Here is a 16,353-nt window from a genome sequence, read left to right as displayed (position 1 = left end):
ATCTGGACCTGTTGCAACTCGCGCACGGCTTCGGCAGCGTTGACACTAGCTCTGGTGGAGGGTTGACCAGAATGTAGTTAGGTGCCATATTAGTTGCATGGCAGTGGACGGAACCGATCACGACTCACCCACTTTGGATCAGGCGCGGCGGCAGTTGGAGCATTACGGCCTCGGGTCCGATCCGCAGGCGGTGCTGGTTGCGGTGCGGCTGATCTCGGCGGGCGCGCGGCTCGGTCGAGCGACTGAGGTTCACTTCGCGAGGTATGGACTGTCGACCGGCCGTTACCGACTGCTTGCGGATCTGGAAGACCACGACGGGGAGAAATCTCCCTCACGTCTGGCGGCTGATCTCGGCGTCTCGCGGGCCACGGTCACCGGCCTGGTCGATGGGCTCGAGCAGGAGGGTTTGGTCGCTCGACGTCCGTCCGCGGAGGACGGGCGTGGTGCGGTGGTCGTCCTGACTGCTCGCGGCGCTCAGCGTTTACGGGACATGGCGCCCGAGCACTTTGCTCGTCTCGAGGAAATGGTCGACGAGCTCACTGTCGACGAGCGAGCGGTCTTTCTGGATCTGCTCTCGCGGGTCGTTCGCGGTATCGGTGCGCTGACTGCGGAGTAGTCGGCTGGGATTCCAGGCATTCGTGTAGCGATTCGAATCGTCGTCAATTCTCGACAAAGGCTTCTCTCTTCATGCCCAAATAGTTAGCCACCTAATTATAATCGGAAAGTTGGTCTCCTTCATGTCCGGACTCACCCCGCCGATCCGTCGCGAAAACAAAAGGGAGATAACCGATTCCAATCGACGCGTCCCGGTTGCCGATCGTCGCGCCGCACGACCTTTCACCCTGTGGAGAGAGGTGCTGGTCGCCTACCTTGCCCCTGCGCTGATGGCGGGTGCTGGCGGAGTCGCATCCGGCCAATCGGGCCTCACGATGGCGGCATTTACGTCCATCGCTGGCACGTCGGCAGTGGTGGCGTTGCTGATCGGCTCCTGGCTGCAGCGTCGCGGGAGGTCACGGCCGTGGACCACGGCCCTGCCTCGCATCATGGTGGCGGCAATTCTCGCCGTCGGAGCCGCTGCAATTGCAGGCCTCGTCGGGTGGTTCGCCTCCCGTTGGCTACCAGCTCACACGAGCGTGGTCGACACCGCTCGGCTTGCTCGCCTGCAACTCGATCTACCGATATCTGCCGCTGTGGCCGCCGTCATCGTCAGCTGGCGATGGCGCCGTCAGAATCCCTGACAGACAACACATGTCAATGATCCCCGGCTTCGCGGGGAAGACCGAAAGGAACACGATGATCGTCATCATGGGAGCGTCCGGAACCACAGGCGGCGCGTTGCTACGCAGTCTCGCATCCTCGGGTGTGCCGAGCCGAGCGTTGTCCCGCGACCCGGACAGGCTGCGCGCCCACCTCGGCGATTTGGCCGACGGTTTGGTCGAAGTAGTGTCGGCCGATGCCGCAGACTCAACTTCGCTACGCACGGCTTTCGAAGGGGCTGAACAACTTTTCCTCGCCATGGCCAACGGCCTCGAACAGGTCGAGCTCGAAACGCGTGTGATCGACATCGCCGCCGAGAGCGGCGTCGAACACATCGTCAAGATCTCCGACCCCGCCGCCGCGGCCGACTCCCCCATCGCTCTCTCCCGCGGCCACCATGCCGTCGGCGAACACCTGCGTGCATCCGGGATCCGCCACACTCTGCTCCGCCCTTATGCGTTCATGCAGAATCTGTTGCTCCTGGCTCCGGCGGTGGCTGCGCAAGGGGTGATTCTGGGCGCAATGCGGGACGCGCCGTGCAACTGGATCGACTGCCGAGACATCGGTGACGTCGCCGCGGCCGTGCTCACACGCGCCGACCTCGCCGGCGGTACCTACGTCCTGACGGGTAGCGAGGCAGTCGGCTACGGCGGCATCGCCGATTCTCTGACCCGCATGCTCGATCGCCCCGTCCAATATATCGACCTGCCACCGCACGAACTGCGGCAAAACCTCGTCGATCATGCCCACATGCCTCCGTGGCTGGCCGAGCACATTCTGGAGATCCAGCAACTTGCCGTCTCGCGCCCGGAGTCACCCACCGACACGGTGGCACGTGTCCTGGGGCGTGAGCCACGAAGCCTGGATGCGTTCCTGCGTGAGCATCTGGACCGTTTCCGCTGATTCACGCTGCGAGAGCAGCGCCGCCAGAAGTTACGCGGTTGATCAACGAGCCCACCGAATCCTGATCGGACCTCGTACGGATTCCGGGTCGACGACTTCGCCGCCCTGGGTGATCTGCACTTCGCCGTCGGCCACCATGTGGCGGGCAGCCTCTCGGACGGATTCCATCAGCGGACGCCAATTGTCGGGTGCCGCTGCGCGGGCCACGTCGGAGGGGCAGATGCTCGACTCGGCCGATCGGGCATTGAGTAGTTCGCGGATCTTCGCCGCCAGTTCTTTCTCTTCCACCATATGACCTCAGTTTCCGGACGTGACCGTAGGCCTTCAACAGAGTATGAACCTTCGGTTCGGCGAGTTGTGGCGAAGGAATGGTGCACATCGATAATCATTGACGGCGTGGAGAATTCGAGTGCAACGCGCCGCGACGTAGTCCGAGAGTCGTATTCGGCCAGATCCCAGGAGTACACGGACCTCTTCGGCTCGATGGATTCGACGCACGTATCTGATCGGGCCCTGGTGACCAGCTGGGCTGCCACTTTGACCGGCCCCGTGCTCGACGCCGGGTGCGGGCCGGGGCAGTGGACAGACTTTCTGGCCCAGGCCGGGCTGGCTGTGAGCGGGATCGATCTCGTGCCCGAGTTCGTCGAACGAGCACGCAACCAATACCCGGATCTTTCCTTCGAGGTCGGGGGCTTCGAGGCGTTGGACGCGAAAACGAATTCACTGGGCGGCGTGCTGTCCTGGTACTCGCTCATTCACCATCACCCGCAAGATATCGAGGCACCGCTCGCTGAATTCGCGCGCGTGATCCGCCCAGGTGGTGGGTTGCTCGTGGGCTTCTTCGAAGGCACAACGGTAGAGCCTTTTGATCACGCCGCGACGACTGGTTATCGATGGCCGGTGACCGAACTGGCCCAAATGCTGGTCACAGCGGGTTTCGACGTGATCGAGACCCATACCCGGACGGGGAGCGGCTACAGGCCGCACGGCGCAATCACTGCCAGCCGGCGCGGCGTCGAATAGCGGATCGAGACAGGGCGAGCAATTCTCTTTCATTCATTTCGTGTGAGTGGTGTGCTGGATGAGTCACTCCCCGGCTTTTTCAGCACCGGATCATCCACAGTTGAAAGAAGGCGCCATGACCACGATCCATCTTCACAAGACGACCACTGCGACGCCCGAACAGGTCCTTGCCGGCCTGACCGACTTCGGCCCGGGCCGTGAGGAAATCTTCGGCCGCAGTGCGGACAGCTACCTGAAAGTGCACCAACAAGGACCCCACGATGCTGATGTCACCGAGGGCTCCAGTGGTATCTGGGAGCGTCTGCACTACGACTGGACCGACCCGTACCGCGTCGTGATGACAACCACCGACTCCAACCTGTGGGGCGGGGCGTCGAGCCATACCTACACGCTGACCCGGCAGCCGACGGGCCTGACCGATGTCGATGCCGTCGTGGTCCGGGACGGCAAGAACCTCAAGGGAAAGCTCCTGGCGTCGGTACTCGGACTCGTCGGCACCCAAGTGCTGGGAAAGTCGTTCACGAAGTCCATCGATGCCATCGAAGCTCGCAACGGTGGCGCGAGCGGCGGCAACCCATAGTGACAAGAACCTGACGGACGGTCAGAGCGCTTCGAGGGCTTCCGTCATCTTCTTCACCGTCTCCGGTGCCACTTTGGCTTCGAATCCCGCCTTCAGGAGAGGCGACGCAATCTTGGCGGCACCGTTGAACTCGACGTTCGCGTGATATTCGATCTCGGTCGAGTTCGGACCCACCGAAGTCAAGGTGATGTCGTCGGTACTGGTGGCAGTCTTGTTCTTTCCTTCGAGAACAACGTGATTCAGCTCGTCGGTCACCAGCGTGTACGTCAGTTCCGTGGTGACGCCGAACAGCTTCGACACGTTGTGCCATTGGGTTCCGACGCCGACAGGACCGTCGGAGATCTGCGTGCAACTCTCGGTGCCCGGATCCCACGTCGGCGCATTGGCGAAGTCGCGGAGAAACGCCGCAGCCTTCTCGATCGGTACCTCGGCGGTGAATTTGCGGGTGACGTCAACCATGCGGTGGGCCTTTCGGTTCATTTTTCGGCGGTAGTGCCGAGGCTAGACTTCGTTCCGACGCCCGGGCTACCCAAACTCGACGAACGGTAACCGCCTTCAGAAGACTGCGCGGTCCAGTGGACGTGGAAGCGGATCGAGTGCGCCGGTCTCGCGCAGGCGCTCGTACGCCCGAACGACCCCATCGACGGCCCCGATCTGTAGCAACACACCGCCCGGTAACGCGGCAACGCCTACGGCCAGGTCATCCGGGATCGCGTCAGCGCGAGCGGACGAGAGGTAGCCGACGCGGCCGATCACGGGATCTCCGACGCGATAGTCGGACTCGTCTTCGAGAGCGTCGAGGATGTTGTCGTCGGTGACGTCCCCGAAGTCCGGTTCCCACACCGCGGCGAGCATCCGAAGTAGTTCTGTCTCAGGAACTTCGGCGGTGTCCGGCGCGCTGACGGCAATAATCATCGACTGAAGGACGATTTCAGGTTCGCCGCCCGCCAACCCGGAGAGCTCGAGCCCCCATTCGGGCCCTCCACTGGATGCGAGCCTCAATCCGATTCCCAGACGATCCGACCAGTCTTCGGCGGCCTGCGCTTTCTCGAGGACCTGCGCCAACTGGTCGACGGTCACGGCAGTAGCAGGTCCAGCGGAATGGATCTGTTGCCACGACCCGCCGACCACCTCGGGCAACAGGAATTCGACTTGCTCCAACGTCCGACGCCACCGGGAGGCCACGGCCGGCACCGATTCCGGCCGTCGTCCCCAGAAAACTCGAATAGCGCGTCGTGTCATCGAGTCCTCCGGTAAGGATCGTCCATGGGTAGCCATATCCCGTCTTCGTGGATTCCGAGATCAGTGGCACCGCCGGTGAGAGCGTCGACGGCCGCGAGAACGGCAGGGCGCGTTTCGTTCTCACGACACAGGAGTGACCACGTCCAGATTGCCGCCGGGTCGATCATCGGGCGTGCCGTGAGATCGCTCGGCAGCGTGATGGTCTGCCCTTTGGGCGAGTTGACGACCGGACGGCCGACGGCACGGACGTGATCGAAGAATGCCGGACCGGTGATACCACCGTCGTTGATGCGCAGGATCTGTGCGCCGGTATCGCGAATGAATTCTTCGGCGTAGACGTTCCACGAATACCAGGAGGTGGTGTCGTCGTCGACGAGTGCGACGACGTCGCGTGCTCGCACCGGTGTGGTGTCCTCTCCGGTGGAGACGGCGTAGAGCCGATCCGCGCCGAGCAGTTTCGCGCTCAGAGCATGTTGGGCGACATCGGTTTTCCGCACCCAGGCGATCGCCAGGTCGAGGCTGCCGTCCGCCACCCGCGCGGCCTGTGCGTGCGAAGGCACCACCCAGGCGTCGACGTGCAGTTGCGCGACCCCTGAAGTGCGCGCGATCAGATCCGCGGGGAGCCAATTGACGTAGCCGATCCGGACGGGCTCCGCTCCGGACAGACGCTCCGCGCGGCGTCGCAGATTCTCGGCACTCTCGAGTAGCGCACGGACATCAGGGAGCAAGGCCGCGCCGGCTGGCGTCAGAGCGACGGAACGGCGGTCGCGGACGAACAGCTTGACGCCGAGGTCGCGCTCGAGTGCCATGATCTGCTGCGACAATGACGGCCCGGCTATCAGTAGCCGCGCCGCGGCTCGGCCGAAGTGCAATTCCTCGGCGACGACCTCGAAATATCTCAGCTGACGCAGCTCCACGATCCTTCATGCTACGTGCGGTGGGAGGTTGTGCCTATCAGTCAGGAGCAAAGCGGTCGTGGCGGTTCGGCGCGGCCGGGGCACACGATAAGACCATGACCACAATCCACAACGGCGTCTCCCCGCGAGCGCACGCTGTCCAAGCTGCCGCTGCGCTGGCGGCGAGCATGGGAATCGGTCGATTCGTCTACACACCGATTCTGCCGTTGATGCACACGCAGTCCGGTCTGTCCGCCTCGCTCGGCGCCACCCTGGCGACGGCCAACTACGTCGGGTACCTGATCGGCGCGCTCGCGGGAATCCTCATTCCCGGCGTGGTGCGCTCGGCAGCGGTGATGCGTACGTCGTTGGTGGTCCTCATCGCGACTTTGGCGCTCATGCCCACTACCCACGACGGATCCATCTGGTTCGCCCTGCGGCTCATCGCAGGCATTGCCAGTGCCCTCGTCTTCATGATCGCCGTCAGCGCTTTGCACGCGCACCTTCGGGGGCAGTCCCAATTCCTGGCCGGATGGGGATTCGGCGGAGTTGGGCTGGGTATCGCCCTGTCCGGGGTCCTCGTGTTCGTCGTCCGCTTCATCGGTTCCTGGGGTACTGCCTGGCTGGCATCTGCGGCCCTTGCAGTGGTGTGTGCGGTCGCAGCCTGGGGATTGACGCCGGAACCGCGTCCGGTCATCACACCGGACGCGCCGGGAACTCCCAGTTCCCAACGCGGGTTCACTGCCTTGTTCATCAGTTATTTCCTGGAAGGCATCGGCTACATCATCGCGGGCACGTTCCTTGTTGCCGCAATCGATCTCGCCGCTCCAGAATGGGTCGGCAGCGGCGCTTGGATAGTGGTCGGTCTGGCCGCATTTCCCTCGTGCGCCCTGTGGGCTTGGCTCAGCCTGCGTTGGTCGAGGCCGACTCTGCTTCTCGTTGCCCTGTTGATTCAGGCGGTGGGCATAGCGCTTCCTGCTGTGATCGGAGGCGTCGGCCCCGCACTGATTTCAGCTTTCCTGTTCGGTGTCACCTTCCTTGGTATCGGGTCAATTGTGTTGGCAATCGGCGCGCACCTGCAGTTCACACGCGCCGTGGCGTTGCTGACCGCTGGATACAGCGTCGGTCAGATTCTCGGCCCACTCGTTGTTACTCCGTTGCTGCGAGACGGGTATCGCGACGCTCTGCTGTTGGGTGCGGCCGTCGTCCTGGGCGCGGCAGTGGCCGCCGCGGTTTTGCGGTTCCGATTCCCTTCCGATCTCGATGCGGACCCTCGGACGGCCACCTCGACTGAGGAGGTAGTTTTTGATGGCAGATGACGAAACCGCCGGAGCACTACCCGACGTAGGACTGGAGATGTTCGAATGAGCGCACTCACAACCGATCTCGACCTGAAGGTCCCTGTCATCGCAGCCCCCATGGCCGGCGGCGCTTCCACACCGGCACTTGTTGCTGCTGCCTCTCGCGCAGGCGGTCTCGGCTTCCTCGCCGCCGGGTACAAGACGCCTCAGGCTCTGTCCGACCAGATCGACGCCGTGCGCGCCGAGGGAGTGTCCTTCGGTGTCAACGTCTTTGCGCCCAACCCGGTGCCTGTCGATGTCGATGCCTACCGTGCCTATGCCAGGGCGATCCAGGTCGAGGCGGATCGCTACGGCATCACACTGGCTGACGGTGAGCCGGTCGAAGACGACGACTACTTCGAGGACAAGATCGATCTGCTCCTGGCCAGCCCGGTTCCGGTGGTCAGCTTCACCTTCGGCTTTCCCGCACCCGGCGTCATCAAGGCGCTGCGCGCTGCCGGTTCACTTGTCGTCCTCACAGTGACTTCGGAGGCAGAGGCGCTCCTTGCCGTCGACGCCGGTGCCGATCTGCTTGTCGTGCAATCGTCGGCTGCCGGCGGACACTCCGGAACGCTCACTCCCCTGCAGGTTCCGGCAGAAACACCGATCACCGAACTGATCGCTCAGATCCGTCACCGCACGTCGGTTCCGCTATTGGCGGCCGGTGGACTGGCGACCTCCGCCGACGTCGCTGCTGCCTTACGTGCCGGAGCGGACGCGGCAGTGGTCGGTACTGTGCTGCTGCGCACCGAGGAGAGTGGTGCCTCGGCTCCGCACAAGGCAGCTCTGGCCGACACGTCCCGCGGGAACACGTTCGTCACAAGAGCTTTCACGGGACGTCCTGCACGGGCGCTTCGGAACGAGTTCATCGATCGCTACGACGCACAAGCGCCCATCGGGTACCCGGCCATCCATCACCTGACCAACCCGATGCGCAAAGCCGCTGTTGCGCAGGCAGATCCCGAGCGAATGCACCTGTGGGCCGGTACTGGCTATCGCCACGCGACGGAGGAACCAGCCGGGGTAGTGCTTTCGCGATTGGCTAACCTGTGACGGCGCGGACACCGGACATCACATTGCCCGAGGTAGTGACATACGACGGGCTGCCCAGTGGTGCACACTCGCTTCGAGTCAAGCGCCCCGACGTGGCATTTCAACGCCTGCAGACATTTCTGGAAGCCTGCATCGAACCAGTGTCGTTGCCGTCGTGGACATTAGAGATCCGCCAGGGCGGGCAACCCGCGCCGACCGCGCAATTGACAGAGCTTGCCACCGGGATCCTCGGTGGGCCCAGCTACAAAGCGCAAACCCATACCGAATGGAACGTCCCACCGGGTTCTGTCAACGAAGCGCTCGATACCCTCGTTGGTTCCGATGCGGTCACAACCCACGGACGTTCTTTGGCGGCACTGACCTACAGTGCGCCCGTACGCCTGATCGACCCGGACACCCATGCGCCGTATCCCGACATCACGCCCGACGCGTTCGGCCGCTTTGCCGTCGACGGATACGGCCGGACTCTCGGCGAGTCAGGCATACGCGCAACCCTTGGGAACGCGGCATCGTCACTGTCCCTGTGGCTCAACCTTCCTGCAGACGAACGGTTGTCGTCCGGTGCTCGTCACCTACAAGACCATCTCCCGTTCCGGCTGTCCGCGAAGCACTGGCGTCTCTGGCGGCCGAACCGGAGCGCAGACTCTTATCGTTCCAACAAGATTCCGTCGCCGGTTCACGACCACGTTTGAATCACGCAGCAAGCATTCCGAGTTGCGCACTACCCATACCGCGCGTGGCACGTTGTCAGAATGCGTCTTCCTCGAGTTCCATGATCTCGTTGTCGAGGGAACCCAGGATTTCTTTGGTCGACGCCAGGACGGGCAGGATGTTCTTGGCGAAGTACGACGCGATCACCACCTTGCCCCGATAGAACGACCGGTCCTTTGCCGACGCGTCACGGTCCAAGGCTGCCAACGCGACTTCCGCTTGCACCAACAGGCGCCATCCGATGAGCAGGTCGCCTACCGCGTACAGAAAGCGCACCGAGCCGAGGCCTATCTTGTACAACTCGGAGGGTTGGTCCTGGGAAGCCATCAGATACCCGGTGAGCGTCCCGGCCATCTCCTGCACGTCGGTCAAGGCGGTCTCGAGTAGGACTCGCTCGGCCTTGAGTCGACCGTTCCCGGCCTCACTGTCGATGAACTCTCGTATGCGACCGGCTACGTGAGCGAGTGCAACGCCGCGGTCGCGTGCGATCTTCCGAAAGAAGAAGTCCTGCGCCTGGATTGCCGTGGTGCCCTCGTACAGGGTGTCGATCTTGGCATCGCGGATGTACTGCTCGATGGGGTAGTCCTGAAGATAACCGGAGCCGCCCAGGGTCTGCAGGCTCTCGGTGAGCAGTTCGTAGGCCTTTTCGGAACCGACGCCCTTGACGATCGGCAGCAGCAGATCGTTGACCCGCGCCGCCAATTCGGCATCCGCCCCCGAAACCAACTCGGCGACATCGGCATTCTGGTGTGCAGCGGTGTAGAGGTAGACCGCTCGGAGGCCTTCGGCGTAGGCCTTCTGCATCGCCAGGCTGCGTCGGACGTCGGGGTGGTGCGTAATGGCCACGCGGGGCGCGGTTTTGTTTGTCAGCTCGGTGAGGTCTGCGCCTTGAATTCGTTCTTTGGCGTACTCGAGGGCGTTGAGATAGCCGGTGGACAGTGTTCCGGTAGCCTTGGTGCCCACCATCATTCGAGCGTTCTCGATGACCTGGAACATCTGGGCGATACCGTTGTGGACATCACCCACGAGCCAGCCGACGGCAGGAACGTCCGTCGCTCCGAAGGTGAGCTCGCAAGTCGGGGAAGACTTGAGACCCATCTTGTGCTCGACGCCGGTGACGTACACGCCGTTGCGCTCTCCCAGTTCAAGTGTCTCCGAGTCGAAATGGGACTTCGGAACGTAGAACAGGCTCAAACCTTTGGTTCCTGGACCGGCGCCCTCGGGCCGGGCAAGCACCAAGTGGAAGAGGTTCTCGGCCGTGTCTCCGACGTCGCCACCGGAGATGAACCGCTTGACGCCCTCGATGTGCCAGGTGCCGTCGTCCTGCGCGATTGCCTTTGTTCGGCCTGCGCCTACATCGGATCCGGCGTCTGGTTCGGTGAGCACCATCGTTCCGGCCCATCCGCGCTCGAATCCTTCTTTGGCCCAGTGTTTTTGCTGTTCGTTTCCGATGGTGTAGAGCACGCTCGCCATCAGTGGACCCATGTTGAAGAAGCTTGCGGATCCGTTTGCCGCGACCAACATTTCGCCGATCGCCCAGACCAATGGCGCGGGAGCAGGAACGCCACCCATGCCTGCCGGTAGACCGAGTCGCGACCAACCGGCCTCGTTCACCGCCTCGACCGTCTTGCGCAGAGGTTCCGGGACCACAACTGCGTGATTGGGTGCGTCGAATTCGACAGGGTTTCGATCCGCGTCGGCGAAGGACGCGGCGACCGGGCCTTCTGCCAGCCTCGATACTTCCGCAAGAATGTTGCGCACAGTGTCGGTGTCGAGGTCCCCGTAAGCGCCGGCATCCAGCAGTTCGCCGATCCCGAGTACCTCGAACAGATTGAACTCGATATCACGCACGTTGCTTTTGTAGTGACCCATTGTTCTCCGACCTTGGTTCGTCAGCAATACGATTCGTCAGCAGATACGGCTCGTCAGCAGTACACAAGAAAGCCTGCCCCACAAGGAATTCAGTACGCAACCGTAGGTAGAGACGAGTGCCGTTGCTACAAAGTAGCGCCGAGTCGCTCTCAATGAAACATTCACTCGTACAATTGGTTTCCGCTGGTGGGGGCGCATATCAGTCGCGTAGCATCCTCTACGATCAAAGCAGCCGCGCACCAATCGAAGTGCCCGTCCTCACCTTCGGCGTCATACGCATTCGGTGTGATCAGTGAACATGCTGATCGGTAGACCAAGAGCGCCTCTCGTTGGTAGCCGAGATGTTTCTCGGCCGGCGTGTAGAGCCCAGTTCTGTCTCGTGAGCCTTTGGTATCGGTCAGAGGGTGAGTAGCACTTTGGTGGCGCGCCGCTCGTCCATCGCCCGGTAGCCTGCGGCGGCGTCCTCCAACGGGAGAGTGAGGTCGAAGACGATGCCTGGGTCGATCTGGTCGGTCATGATGAGCTCGATCAGTTCGGGTAGGAATCGCCTGACCGGCGCGGGACCGCCGAGCAGGCTCACCGTCGCGAAGAACAGGTTCATGCCGTCGAGTTCGACGCCGTGGGATACCCCGACGTAGCCGACATGTCCGCCGGGGCGGGTAGCTCCGATAGCCTGCATCATCGATTCTTGGGTACCTACGGCTTCGACGGTCGAGTGGGCGCCGTAGCCGCCGGTGAGTTCCTTGATCTTCGCGATGCCCGCGTCGCCCCGCTCTTCGACGATGTCGGTGGCGCCGAATTGTGTGGCGAGTGCCTGCCGGTCGGCGTGACGTGACATGGCAATGATCCGCTCGGCGCCGAGTTGTCTGGCAGCGAGGATCGCCAAAAGTCCGACTGCGCCGTCGCCGACGACGGCGACCGTTTTGCCAGGTCCGGCTTCCGCAGCTACTGCGGCGAACCAACCGGTGCCGAGTACGTCGGAGGCTGCAAGGAGGCTGCGGGCCTGCCGCTCGGTCGGCTCTCCGTGGACAGGGACGAGGGTGCCGTCCGCGAGCGGGATGCGAGCGTATTCGGATTGGGTGCCGACCGAGCCCATCATGACCTGGTGGATACAGCGAGACTGAAAGCCGGCCTCGCAGATTTCGCAGGTGTTGTCCGACGCGACGAACGAGCCCACGACGAAGTCCCCAACTTCGATGTCGTTGACGTCGGGGCCGACCTGTTCGACGACGCCCACGTATTCGTGTCCCATCGGCGTCGGGCCATTCAGCTCTTCGATGCCGCGGTACGGCCAGAGGTCGGAACCGCAGACGCAGGTGGCTGTAACGCGAATGATCGCGTCGGTCGGTTCGACGATCACCGGCGCTTCGATCTCTTCGACCCGGACGTCGCCGGGGGCATGCATGACGACAGCGCGCATGACGTGGCTCCTCACAATCGGTTTCTTCGTGTCACTTCAACCTGATCACGATTCGGCGGCGTGCGGGAGTCCCGCGCGATAGTGGTACTGCGAGGGACTCCCTCGCTACCGGTCACTGACTTACGCTCGATGGCATGGACGATCGAGCGCAAGTACGCGAATTCCTGACCTCGCGGCGCGCCCGAGTCACGCCCGAACAAGTTGGACTTCCGGCCGGATCGAACCGCCGCGTGGACGGTCTACGTCGAAGTGAAGTGGCAACCCTCGCCGGCGTGAGCGTCGAGTACTACACGAGGCTCGAGCGCGGAGCGATCAGCGGCGCATCGCCGGGTGTACTCGACAGTATCGCGAAGGCCTTACGACTCGACGACGCCGAGCGCGCCCACCTTTTTGATCTCGCGCACGCGGCAAGCCCGGTAGCCAGGCCCCCGCGTCGGCGAAATGCGAAGGGCTGGAAGCCCCATCAGAGCCTGCAGTGGGCGCTCGATGCAGTCACCGCGGGACCCGCTTTCGTGCGGAACGGTCGCATGGATCTTCTTGCTGTCAACCCACTCGCGCGTGCGTTTTACAAGGACCTGTACGACATGCCGGGGCAGCCCCCGAACATCGCGCGCTTCACGTTCCTCGACGATAGGGCTTTCGAGTTTTATCCGGACTGGAACGAGTTTGCCGAGGTGACCGTCTCGATTCTGCGAACCGAGGCTGGGCGAGATCCTCACAACAAGGAATTGCACGATCTGATCGGTGAACTCAGCACTCGGAGTGAGGAATTCCGGCGTCGGTGGGGCGCGCACGACGTCCGCCATCACGGCACCGGATTCAAGACTTTTCACCACTCCGCCGTGGGGGAGCTGACGCTTGCCTTCGAAGGTTTGGAGATGGCCGCCGAGCCGGGGTTGACGCTCACGATCTACACCGCAGAGCCGGGATCGCCGTCCGCGGAACGGATGCAGTTACTCGCCTCGTTGGCAGCCAGTGAGAATGCGGACTCTTCGCCTCACGTGTCGGAGCGGTCGCTGACGGACGGCTGACGAACTGCGCGACGGTTGATCGGGTCGTCAGTTGACGACTTCGACGGTGGTGCGCTTCGTGCGTTCCTTGCGCAACAGGATCATCAGCGGCAGAAAGTAGAGAGCGGCAACGCCGGTGCCTACCAACACCGGCCCAGTGGCACCGAGACTCGAGGCGAACGCAAACCCGGCGATCCAGGAGCCGACCGCGGTGCCCAGATTGAACGACGAGGTGCTGAGAGCAGAAGCCATCGTCGGCGCCTGATCGGCATAACGCACAGCCATCCCGATCAGGATGGGATTGGTCGACATGCCGAATAGTCCCAGCATGACTACGAGAAACACCGTCACGATCACGTTGTGCGAGAAGAGGCAGAGCGCCCCGAGCACGAGAAACGTCATCGCTGCCGAGACGAACAAGACCCCGTACTGATGCTTCGCACCGAGTCGACCGCCGAGATTGGAGCCGACGAACGCACCGAGTCCGTAGCCGACAAGCACTAGCGGCACTGCCGACGCAGCAAGTCCCGTGTTCTCGGTCAACAGCGGAGAGATGAAGCTGTACGCCGCCAGCGACGACCCGCACACGACGGCGCAACCGGACAGAACGAGCCAGATGCGTCCGTCCCGTAGGCTCGCGATCTCCGCTCGCCAGGACGGCACCGCACCGGATTCGGTGTCGGCGGGTACCAATCGGTGGACGACGGCCGCGGCGACGAGTGCGAGGGCGGCGAGGGCCCAGAAAGGACCACGCCACCCGATGCTCTGACCGGCCAGAGCGCCGAGCGGAACACCGATGACGTTCGCGAGCATGCCTCCGCCCAAGACGATGCCGAGCGCGCGCGAGGAAGACGCCGGGCCTGCCGCTTTTGCTCCGACCACTGCAGCGACTGCCCAGAAGGCGCCCGTCGCCACGGCTGTGAGGAAGCGGGCGCCGAGAATGAGTCCGAAGTTGGACGAGAGCGCGACGATGACGTGTCCGATCGCGAAAACAATCAGGGCCGAGCTCAAGGTCACGCGTCGGGGAACCCTGAGTGTCAAGATCGCCATCGCCGGCGTGCCGACGATCATCCCGATCGCGAAGACGGTGATCATCAAGCCGACGTTCGCGATCGACGTCCCGAGGTCACCCGCAATCTCGGGAAGAATGCCGGCGACGACGAATTCGGTTGTGCCCATCAAGAAAACTCCGACGGCCAGCACGTAGATCACGAGCGGCAGGCGGCCGGTTTCTTCGACGGTCGGGGCGGAAATCATGAGGTGGTCAGTTCTCTTTCTGTTGACGACGCGTATGTCGTGGCGCACCCGTCCAGGGCATCACGCCCGTCGCCTGCGAGGGAGTCCCGGTCGTTGGGGGTACTCGAAGGGACTCCCGGTGTGACCGATTGCGCGCTACCGTCGGCGCAAAGACTGCCTGAACCCGGGAGGCGCGCCCATGACACGACGACAGATCCGAGGGCTTGGCGCCGCAGTGCTCCTTTCGGCCTTCCTGACTGCCTGCGGTAGCGAGGATCCTGAAGGGCCCGGTCCGCAGGCAAGCACGACAACACGATCGGCGCCCGCCGCGGCCTTCGGTGAACCCGAGACCGTCGCCGACGGCTTGGACGCGCCCTGGTCGATGGCATTCCACGGCGATACACCACTTGTCAGTGAGCGCGACAGCGCGCGAATCCTCGAACTCGACGCCGGCGGAAACAGCCGCGAGGTGGGAGTCGTCGACGGCGTCAGCCCCAGAGGTGAGGGTGGTTTACTAGGGATCGCAGCACGTGAAAACCGCCTGTACGCGTACTTCACCGCGAACGGGGAGAACCGGATCGAACGCTTCGACATCATCGGTGCTCCGGGGGAATTCGCGCTCGGGCCGGCCGAGACGATTCTCGACGGGCTCGCTTCGGCCAACTACCACAACGGTGGTCGCATCGCGTTCGGCCCGGACGGGATGCTGTACGTGACCGTCGGTGATGCCGGTAGTCGAGACAGAGCTCAGGACCTCGACTCGATGTCCGGGAAAATTCTGCGCATGACTCCGGATGGTGATGTGCCGCAAGATAATCCGTTTCCGAACTCGTTCGTCTACAGCTACGGCCACCGCAACTCCCAGGGCATTGCCTGGACCGAGGACGGCACGATGTACGCCAGCGAGTTCGGGCAGGACACCTGGGACGAGCTCAACAAGATCGAAGCAGGCGGAAACTACAGGTGGCCCGAGGTCGAAGGGATTGCGGGTGAAGACGGATTCATCGACCCGCTCCAACAATGGTCACCGGATGATGCCAGCCCCAGCGGAATCGCCATCCACGACGGCACGATCTACATCGCCAATCTTCGTGGTGAGCGACTCCGCACGGTGCCCTTGACCGATCCCGCGACCGCCGACGAGCAATTCGTCGACGAATACGGGCGCCTCCGTGATGTTGTAGTCGCACCGGACGGGTCGCTGTGGATACTGACGAACAACACCGACGGACGCGGCGACCCCAACCCCGGTGATGACCGCATCATTCGCGTGCCGTTGCGCTGATGTCGATTTCCGGCGAACGCAGTACTTCCAGCCCGAGGATCCTCGCCGAAGCCGGTGATTCACTAATATCTTTACGACAGGTGCGCCGGGTACGGATCGGAGAGACAGCATGGGGACTTGGGGTTCAGGACCTTTCGACAACGACGTAGCGGGCGACCTGCTCAGCGCAGTACAGGCGGGTGACTACGACATCGACGATTACGCTAGCCACCCCGATGGCGGTTATCTCGATGCCGATGATGCTCAAACAGCAATCGCCGTCGCCGAGATTCTTGCGGTTGCGCACGGCGTTGCGCCGAAGCCTGTGCAGCTGGATGGAATTGACGCCGCCGGGTACGTCAGCACCTTGAGCCCGGAGCAGAAGAGTTGGGTCCTCTCCGCACTCGAGCGTGCAGTTTCCGACAGCGACACTTCGGAGTTGTACGAGTTGTGGGAAGAGAACGGTCCGGAAGACCTCGCAGCTTGGCGGGCACCGATCCTGAGCAGATTGGCCAGCCTCAAAACGGTGGGGTAAGCGTCACTCGT

The 16,353-nt window shown here is 63.1% G+C and carries 18 protein-coding genes; 11 read left to right on the top strand and 7 right to left on the bottom strand.

Translation table 11 applies throughout. The features are described from left to right. Positions 1-97 precede the first annotated feature (97 nt). From A0W34_RS28145 to A0W34_RS28135, 3 genes are all read left to right on the top strand, one after another. A complete protein-coding gene (locus tag A0W34_RS28145; protein WP_003943230.1) occupies positions 98-616 on the top strand; it encodes a MarR family winged helix-turn-helix transcriptional regulator in 519 nt (172 codons plus the stop codon). A gap of 121 nt (positions 617-737) precedes the next feature. Continuing rightward, positions 738-1,238, top strand: a complete 501-nt coding sequence (locus tag A0W34_RS28140) for a hypothetical protein (protein ID WP_064689064.1) — start codon at positions 738-740, stop codon at positions 1,236-1,238. Between the two features lie 10 nt (positions 1,239-1,248). Continuing rightward, a complete protein-coding gene (locus A0W34_RS28135; protein ID WP_232329951.1) occupies positions 1,249-2,160 on the top strand; it encodes an NmrA family NAD(P)-binding protein in 912 nt (303 codons plus the stop codon). 42 nt (positions 2,161-2,202) lie between these two features. Here the strand turns inward: A0W34_RS28135 and A0W34_RS28130 are convergent, their stop codons facing one another. Beyond that, positions 2,203-2,451: a DUF3253 domain-containing protein gene (locus A0W34_RS28130; RefSeq protein ID WP_058227800.1), complete on the bottom strand. Its 249-nt coding sequence runs from the start codon at positions 2,449-2,451 to the stop codon at positions 2,203-2,205. A gap of 105 nt (positions 2,452-2,556) precedes the next feature. On the opposite strand from A0W34_RS28130, the gene A0W34_RS28125 reads away from it, so the two are divergent. Further along, positions 2,557-3,183, top strand: coding sequence for a class I SAM-dependent methyltransferase (locus A0W34_RS28125; RefSeq protein WP_174519514.1), 627 nt, complete (start codon positions 2,557-2,559; stop codon positions 3,181-3,183). A 115-nt stretch (positions 3,184-3,298) separates the two neighbouring features. Beyond that, on the top strand, positions 3,299-3,763 hold the full coding sequence (locus A0W34_RS28120) for a hypothetical protein (protein ID WP_081558651.1): 465 nt from the start codon (positions 3,299-3,301) through the stop codon (positions 3,761-3,763). Between the two features lie 21 nt (positions 3,764-3,784). Here the strand turns inward: A0W34_RS28120 and A0W34_RS28115 are convergent, their stop codons facing one another. The 3 genes from A0W34_RS28115 to A0W34_RS28105 form a co-directional block, all read right to left on the bottom strand. Then, positions 3,785-4,222, bottom strand: coding sequence for an SRPBCC family protein (locus tag A0W34_RS28115; RefSeq protein WP_007735601.1), 438 nt, complete (start codon positions 4,220-4,222; stop codon positions 3,785-3,787). Between the two features lie 96 nt (positions 4,223-4,318). Beyond that, positions 4,319-5,005, bottom strand: a complete 687-nt coding sequence (locus tag A0W34_RS28110) for a hypothetical protein (protein WP_081558650.1) — start codon at positions 5,003-5,005, stop codon at positions 4,319-4,321. After that, positions 5,002-5,922, bottom strand: a complete 921-nt coding sequence (locus tag A0W34_RS28105) for a LysR family transcriptional regulator (RefSeq protein ID WP_081558649.1) — start codon at positions 5,920-5,922, stop codon at positions 5,002-5,004. The genes A0W34_RS28110 and A0W34_RS28105 overlap by 4 nt, the downstream gene beginning before the upstream one ends. 95 nt (positions 5,923-6,017) lie before the next feature. Between A0W34_RS28105 and A0W34_RS28100 the strand changes: the two genes are divergently transcribed. From A0W34_RS28100 to A0W34_RS28090, 3 genes are read left to right on the top strand one after another with little or no spacing between them, the layout of a single operon-like run. Then, entirely contained in the window at positions 6,018-7,220 is a 1,203-nt protein-coding gene (locus A0W34_RS28100) for a YbfB/YjiJ family MFS transporter (protein WP_081558648.1), read from the top strand. Positions 7,221-7,265: 45 nt separating this feature from the next. After that, a complete protein-coding gene (locus A0W34_RS28095) occupies positions 7,266-8,294 on the top strand; it encodes an NAD(P)H-dependent flavin oxidoreductase (RefSeq protein ID WP_081558647.1) in 1,029 nt (342 codons plus the stop codon). Further along, positions 8,291-8,986, top strand: a complete 696-nt coding sequence (locus tag A0W34_RS28090) for a hypothetical protein (protein ID WP_081558646.1) — start codon at positions 8,291-8,293, stop codon at positions 8,984-8,986. Before A0W34_RS28095 ends, A0W34_RS28090 begins: the two co-directional genes overlap by 4 nt. A gap of 55 nt (positions 8,987-9,041) precedes the next feature. On the opposite strand, the gene A0W34_RS28085 is transcribed toward A0W34_RS28090, so the two are convergent. Then, positions 9,042-10,877 carry an acyl-CoA dehydrogenase gene (locus A0W34_RS28085; protein WP_081558645.1) on the bottom strand — a complete coding sequence of 612 codons (1,836 nt, stop codon included), beginning with the start codon at positions 10,875-10,877 and terminating at the stop codon, positions 9,042-9,044. Between the two features lie 397 nt (positions 10,878-11,274). Next, positions 11,275-12,297 carry a zinc-dependent alcohol dehydrogenase family protein gene (locus A0W34_RS28080; RefSeq protein ID WP_030537173.1) on the bottom strand — a complete coding sequence of 341 codons (1,023 nt, stop codon included), beginning with the start codon at positions 12,295-12,297 and terminating at the stop codon, positions 11,275-11,277. 134 nt (positions 12,298-12,431) lie between these two features. Here A0W34_RS28080 and A0W34_RS28075 point away from each other — a divergent pair, with 134 nt between their 5' ends. Then, a complete protein-coding gene (locus A0W34_RS28075; RefSeq protein ID WP_064689072.1) occupies positions 12,432-13,328 on the top strand; it encodes a helix-turn-helix transcriptional regulator in 897 nt (298 codons plus the stop codon). Between the two features lie 27 nt (positions 13,329-13,355). On the opposite strand, the gene A0W34_RS28070 is transcribed toward A0W34_RS28075, so the two are convergent. Further along, the gene (locus A0W34_RS28070) at positions 13,356-14,564 is read right to left on the bottom strand and encodes an MFS transporter (RefSeq protein WP_081558644.1); all 1,209 of its coding nucleotides are present in this window, start codon (positions 14,562-14,564) and stop codon (positions 13,356-13,358) included. A gap of 178 nt (positions 14,565-14,742) precedes the next feature. On the opposite strand from A0W34_RS28070, the gene A0W34_RS28065 reads away from it, so the two are divergent. Continuing rightward, positions 14,743-15,828, top strand: coding sequence for a PQQ-dependent sugar dehydrogenase (locus tag A0W34_RS28065; RefSeq protein WP_081558643.1), 1,086 nt, complete (start codon positions 14,743-14,745; stop codon positions 15,826-15,828). A gap of 109 nt (positions 15,829-15,937) precedes the next feature. Then, positions 15,938-16,342, top strand: coding sequence for a DUF4259 domain-containing protein (locus A0W34_RS28060; protein WP_003942974.1), 405 nt, complete (start codon positions 15,938-15,940; stop codon positions 16,340-16,342). Positions 16,343-16,353: the final 11 nt, after the last annotated feature.

The sequence above is a fragment of the Rhodococcus sp. BH4 genome (genome assembly GCF_002079265.1).
GTDB lineage: Bacteria > Actinomycetota > Actinomycetes > Mycobacteriales > Mycobacteriaceae > Rhodococcus_F > Rhodococcus_F qingshengii.
This window is presented reverse-complemented; position numbering and strand designations above follow the sequence as displayed.

What these genes read in the sequence shown, in the direction of transcription:
- A0W34_RS28145 (WP_003943230.1), top strand. Translation starts at nt 98, where the DNA reads ATGGCAGTGGACGGAACCGATCACGACTCACCCACTTTGGATCAGGCG.
- A0W34_RS28140 (WP_064689064.1), top strand. Translation starts at nt 738, where the DNA reads ATGTCCGGACTCACCCCGCCGATCCGTCGCGAAAACAAAAGGGAGATA.
- A0W34_RS28135 (WP_232329951.1), top strand. Translation starts at nt 1,249, where the DNA reads ATGTCAATGATCCCCGGCTTCGCGGGGAAGACCGAAAGGAACACGATG.
- A0W34_RS28130 (WP_058227800.1), bottom strand. Translation starts at nt 2,451, where the DNA reads ATGGTGGAAGAGAAAGAACTGGCGGCGAAGATCCGCGAACTACTCAAT.
- A0W34_RS28120 (WP_081558651.1), top strand. Translation starts at nt 3,299, where the DNA reads ATGACCACGATCCATCTTCACAAGACGACCACTGCGACGCCCGAACAG.
- A0W34_RS28115 (WP_007735601.1), bottom strand. Translation starts at nt 4,222, where the DNA reads ATGGTTGACGTCACCCGCAAATTCACCGCCGAGGTACCGATCGAGAAG.
- A0W34_RS28110 (WP_081558650.1), bottom strand. Translation starts at nt 5,005, where the DNA reads ATGACACGACGCGCTATTCGAGTTTTCTGGGGACGACGGCCGGAATCG.
- A0W34_RS28100 (WP_081558648.1), top strand. Translation starts at nt 6,018, where the DNA reads ATGACCACAATCCACAACGGCGTCTCCCCGCGAGCGCACGCTGTCCAA.
- A0W34_RS28095 (WP_081558647.1), top strand. Translation starts at nt 7,266, where the DNA reads ATGAGCGCACTCACAACCGATCTCGACCTGAAGGTCCCTGTCATCGCA.
- A0W34_RS28085 (WP_081558645.1), bottom strand. Translation starts at nt 10,877, where the DNA reads ATGGGTCACTACAAAAGCAACGTGCGTGATATCGAGTTCAATCTGTTC.
- A0W34_RS28080 (WP_030537173.1), bottom strand. Translation starts at nt 12,297, where the DNA reads ATGCGCGCTGTCGTCATGCATGCCCCCGGCGACGTCCGGGTCGAAGAG.
- A0W34_RS28075 (WP_064689072.1), top strand. Translation starts at nt 12,432, where the DNA reads ATGGACGATCGAGCGCAAGTACGCGAATTCCTGACCTCGCGGCGCGCC.
- A0W34_RS28070 (WP_081558644.1), bottom strand. Translation starts at nt 14,564, where the DNA reads ATGATTTCCGCCCCGACCGTCGAAGAAACCGGCCGCCTGCCGCTCGTG.
- A0W34_RS28065 (WP_081558643.1), top strand. Translation starts at nt 14,743, where the DNA reads ATGACACGACGACAGATCCGAGGGCTTGGCGCCGCAGTGCTCCTTTCG.
- A0W34_RS28060 (WP_003942974.1), top strand. Translation starts at nt 15,938, where the DNA reads ATGGGGACTTGGGGTTCAGGACCTTTCGACAACGACGTAGCGGGCGAC.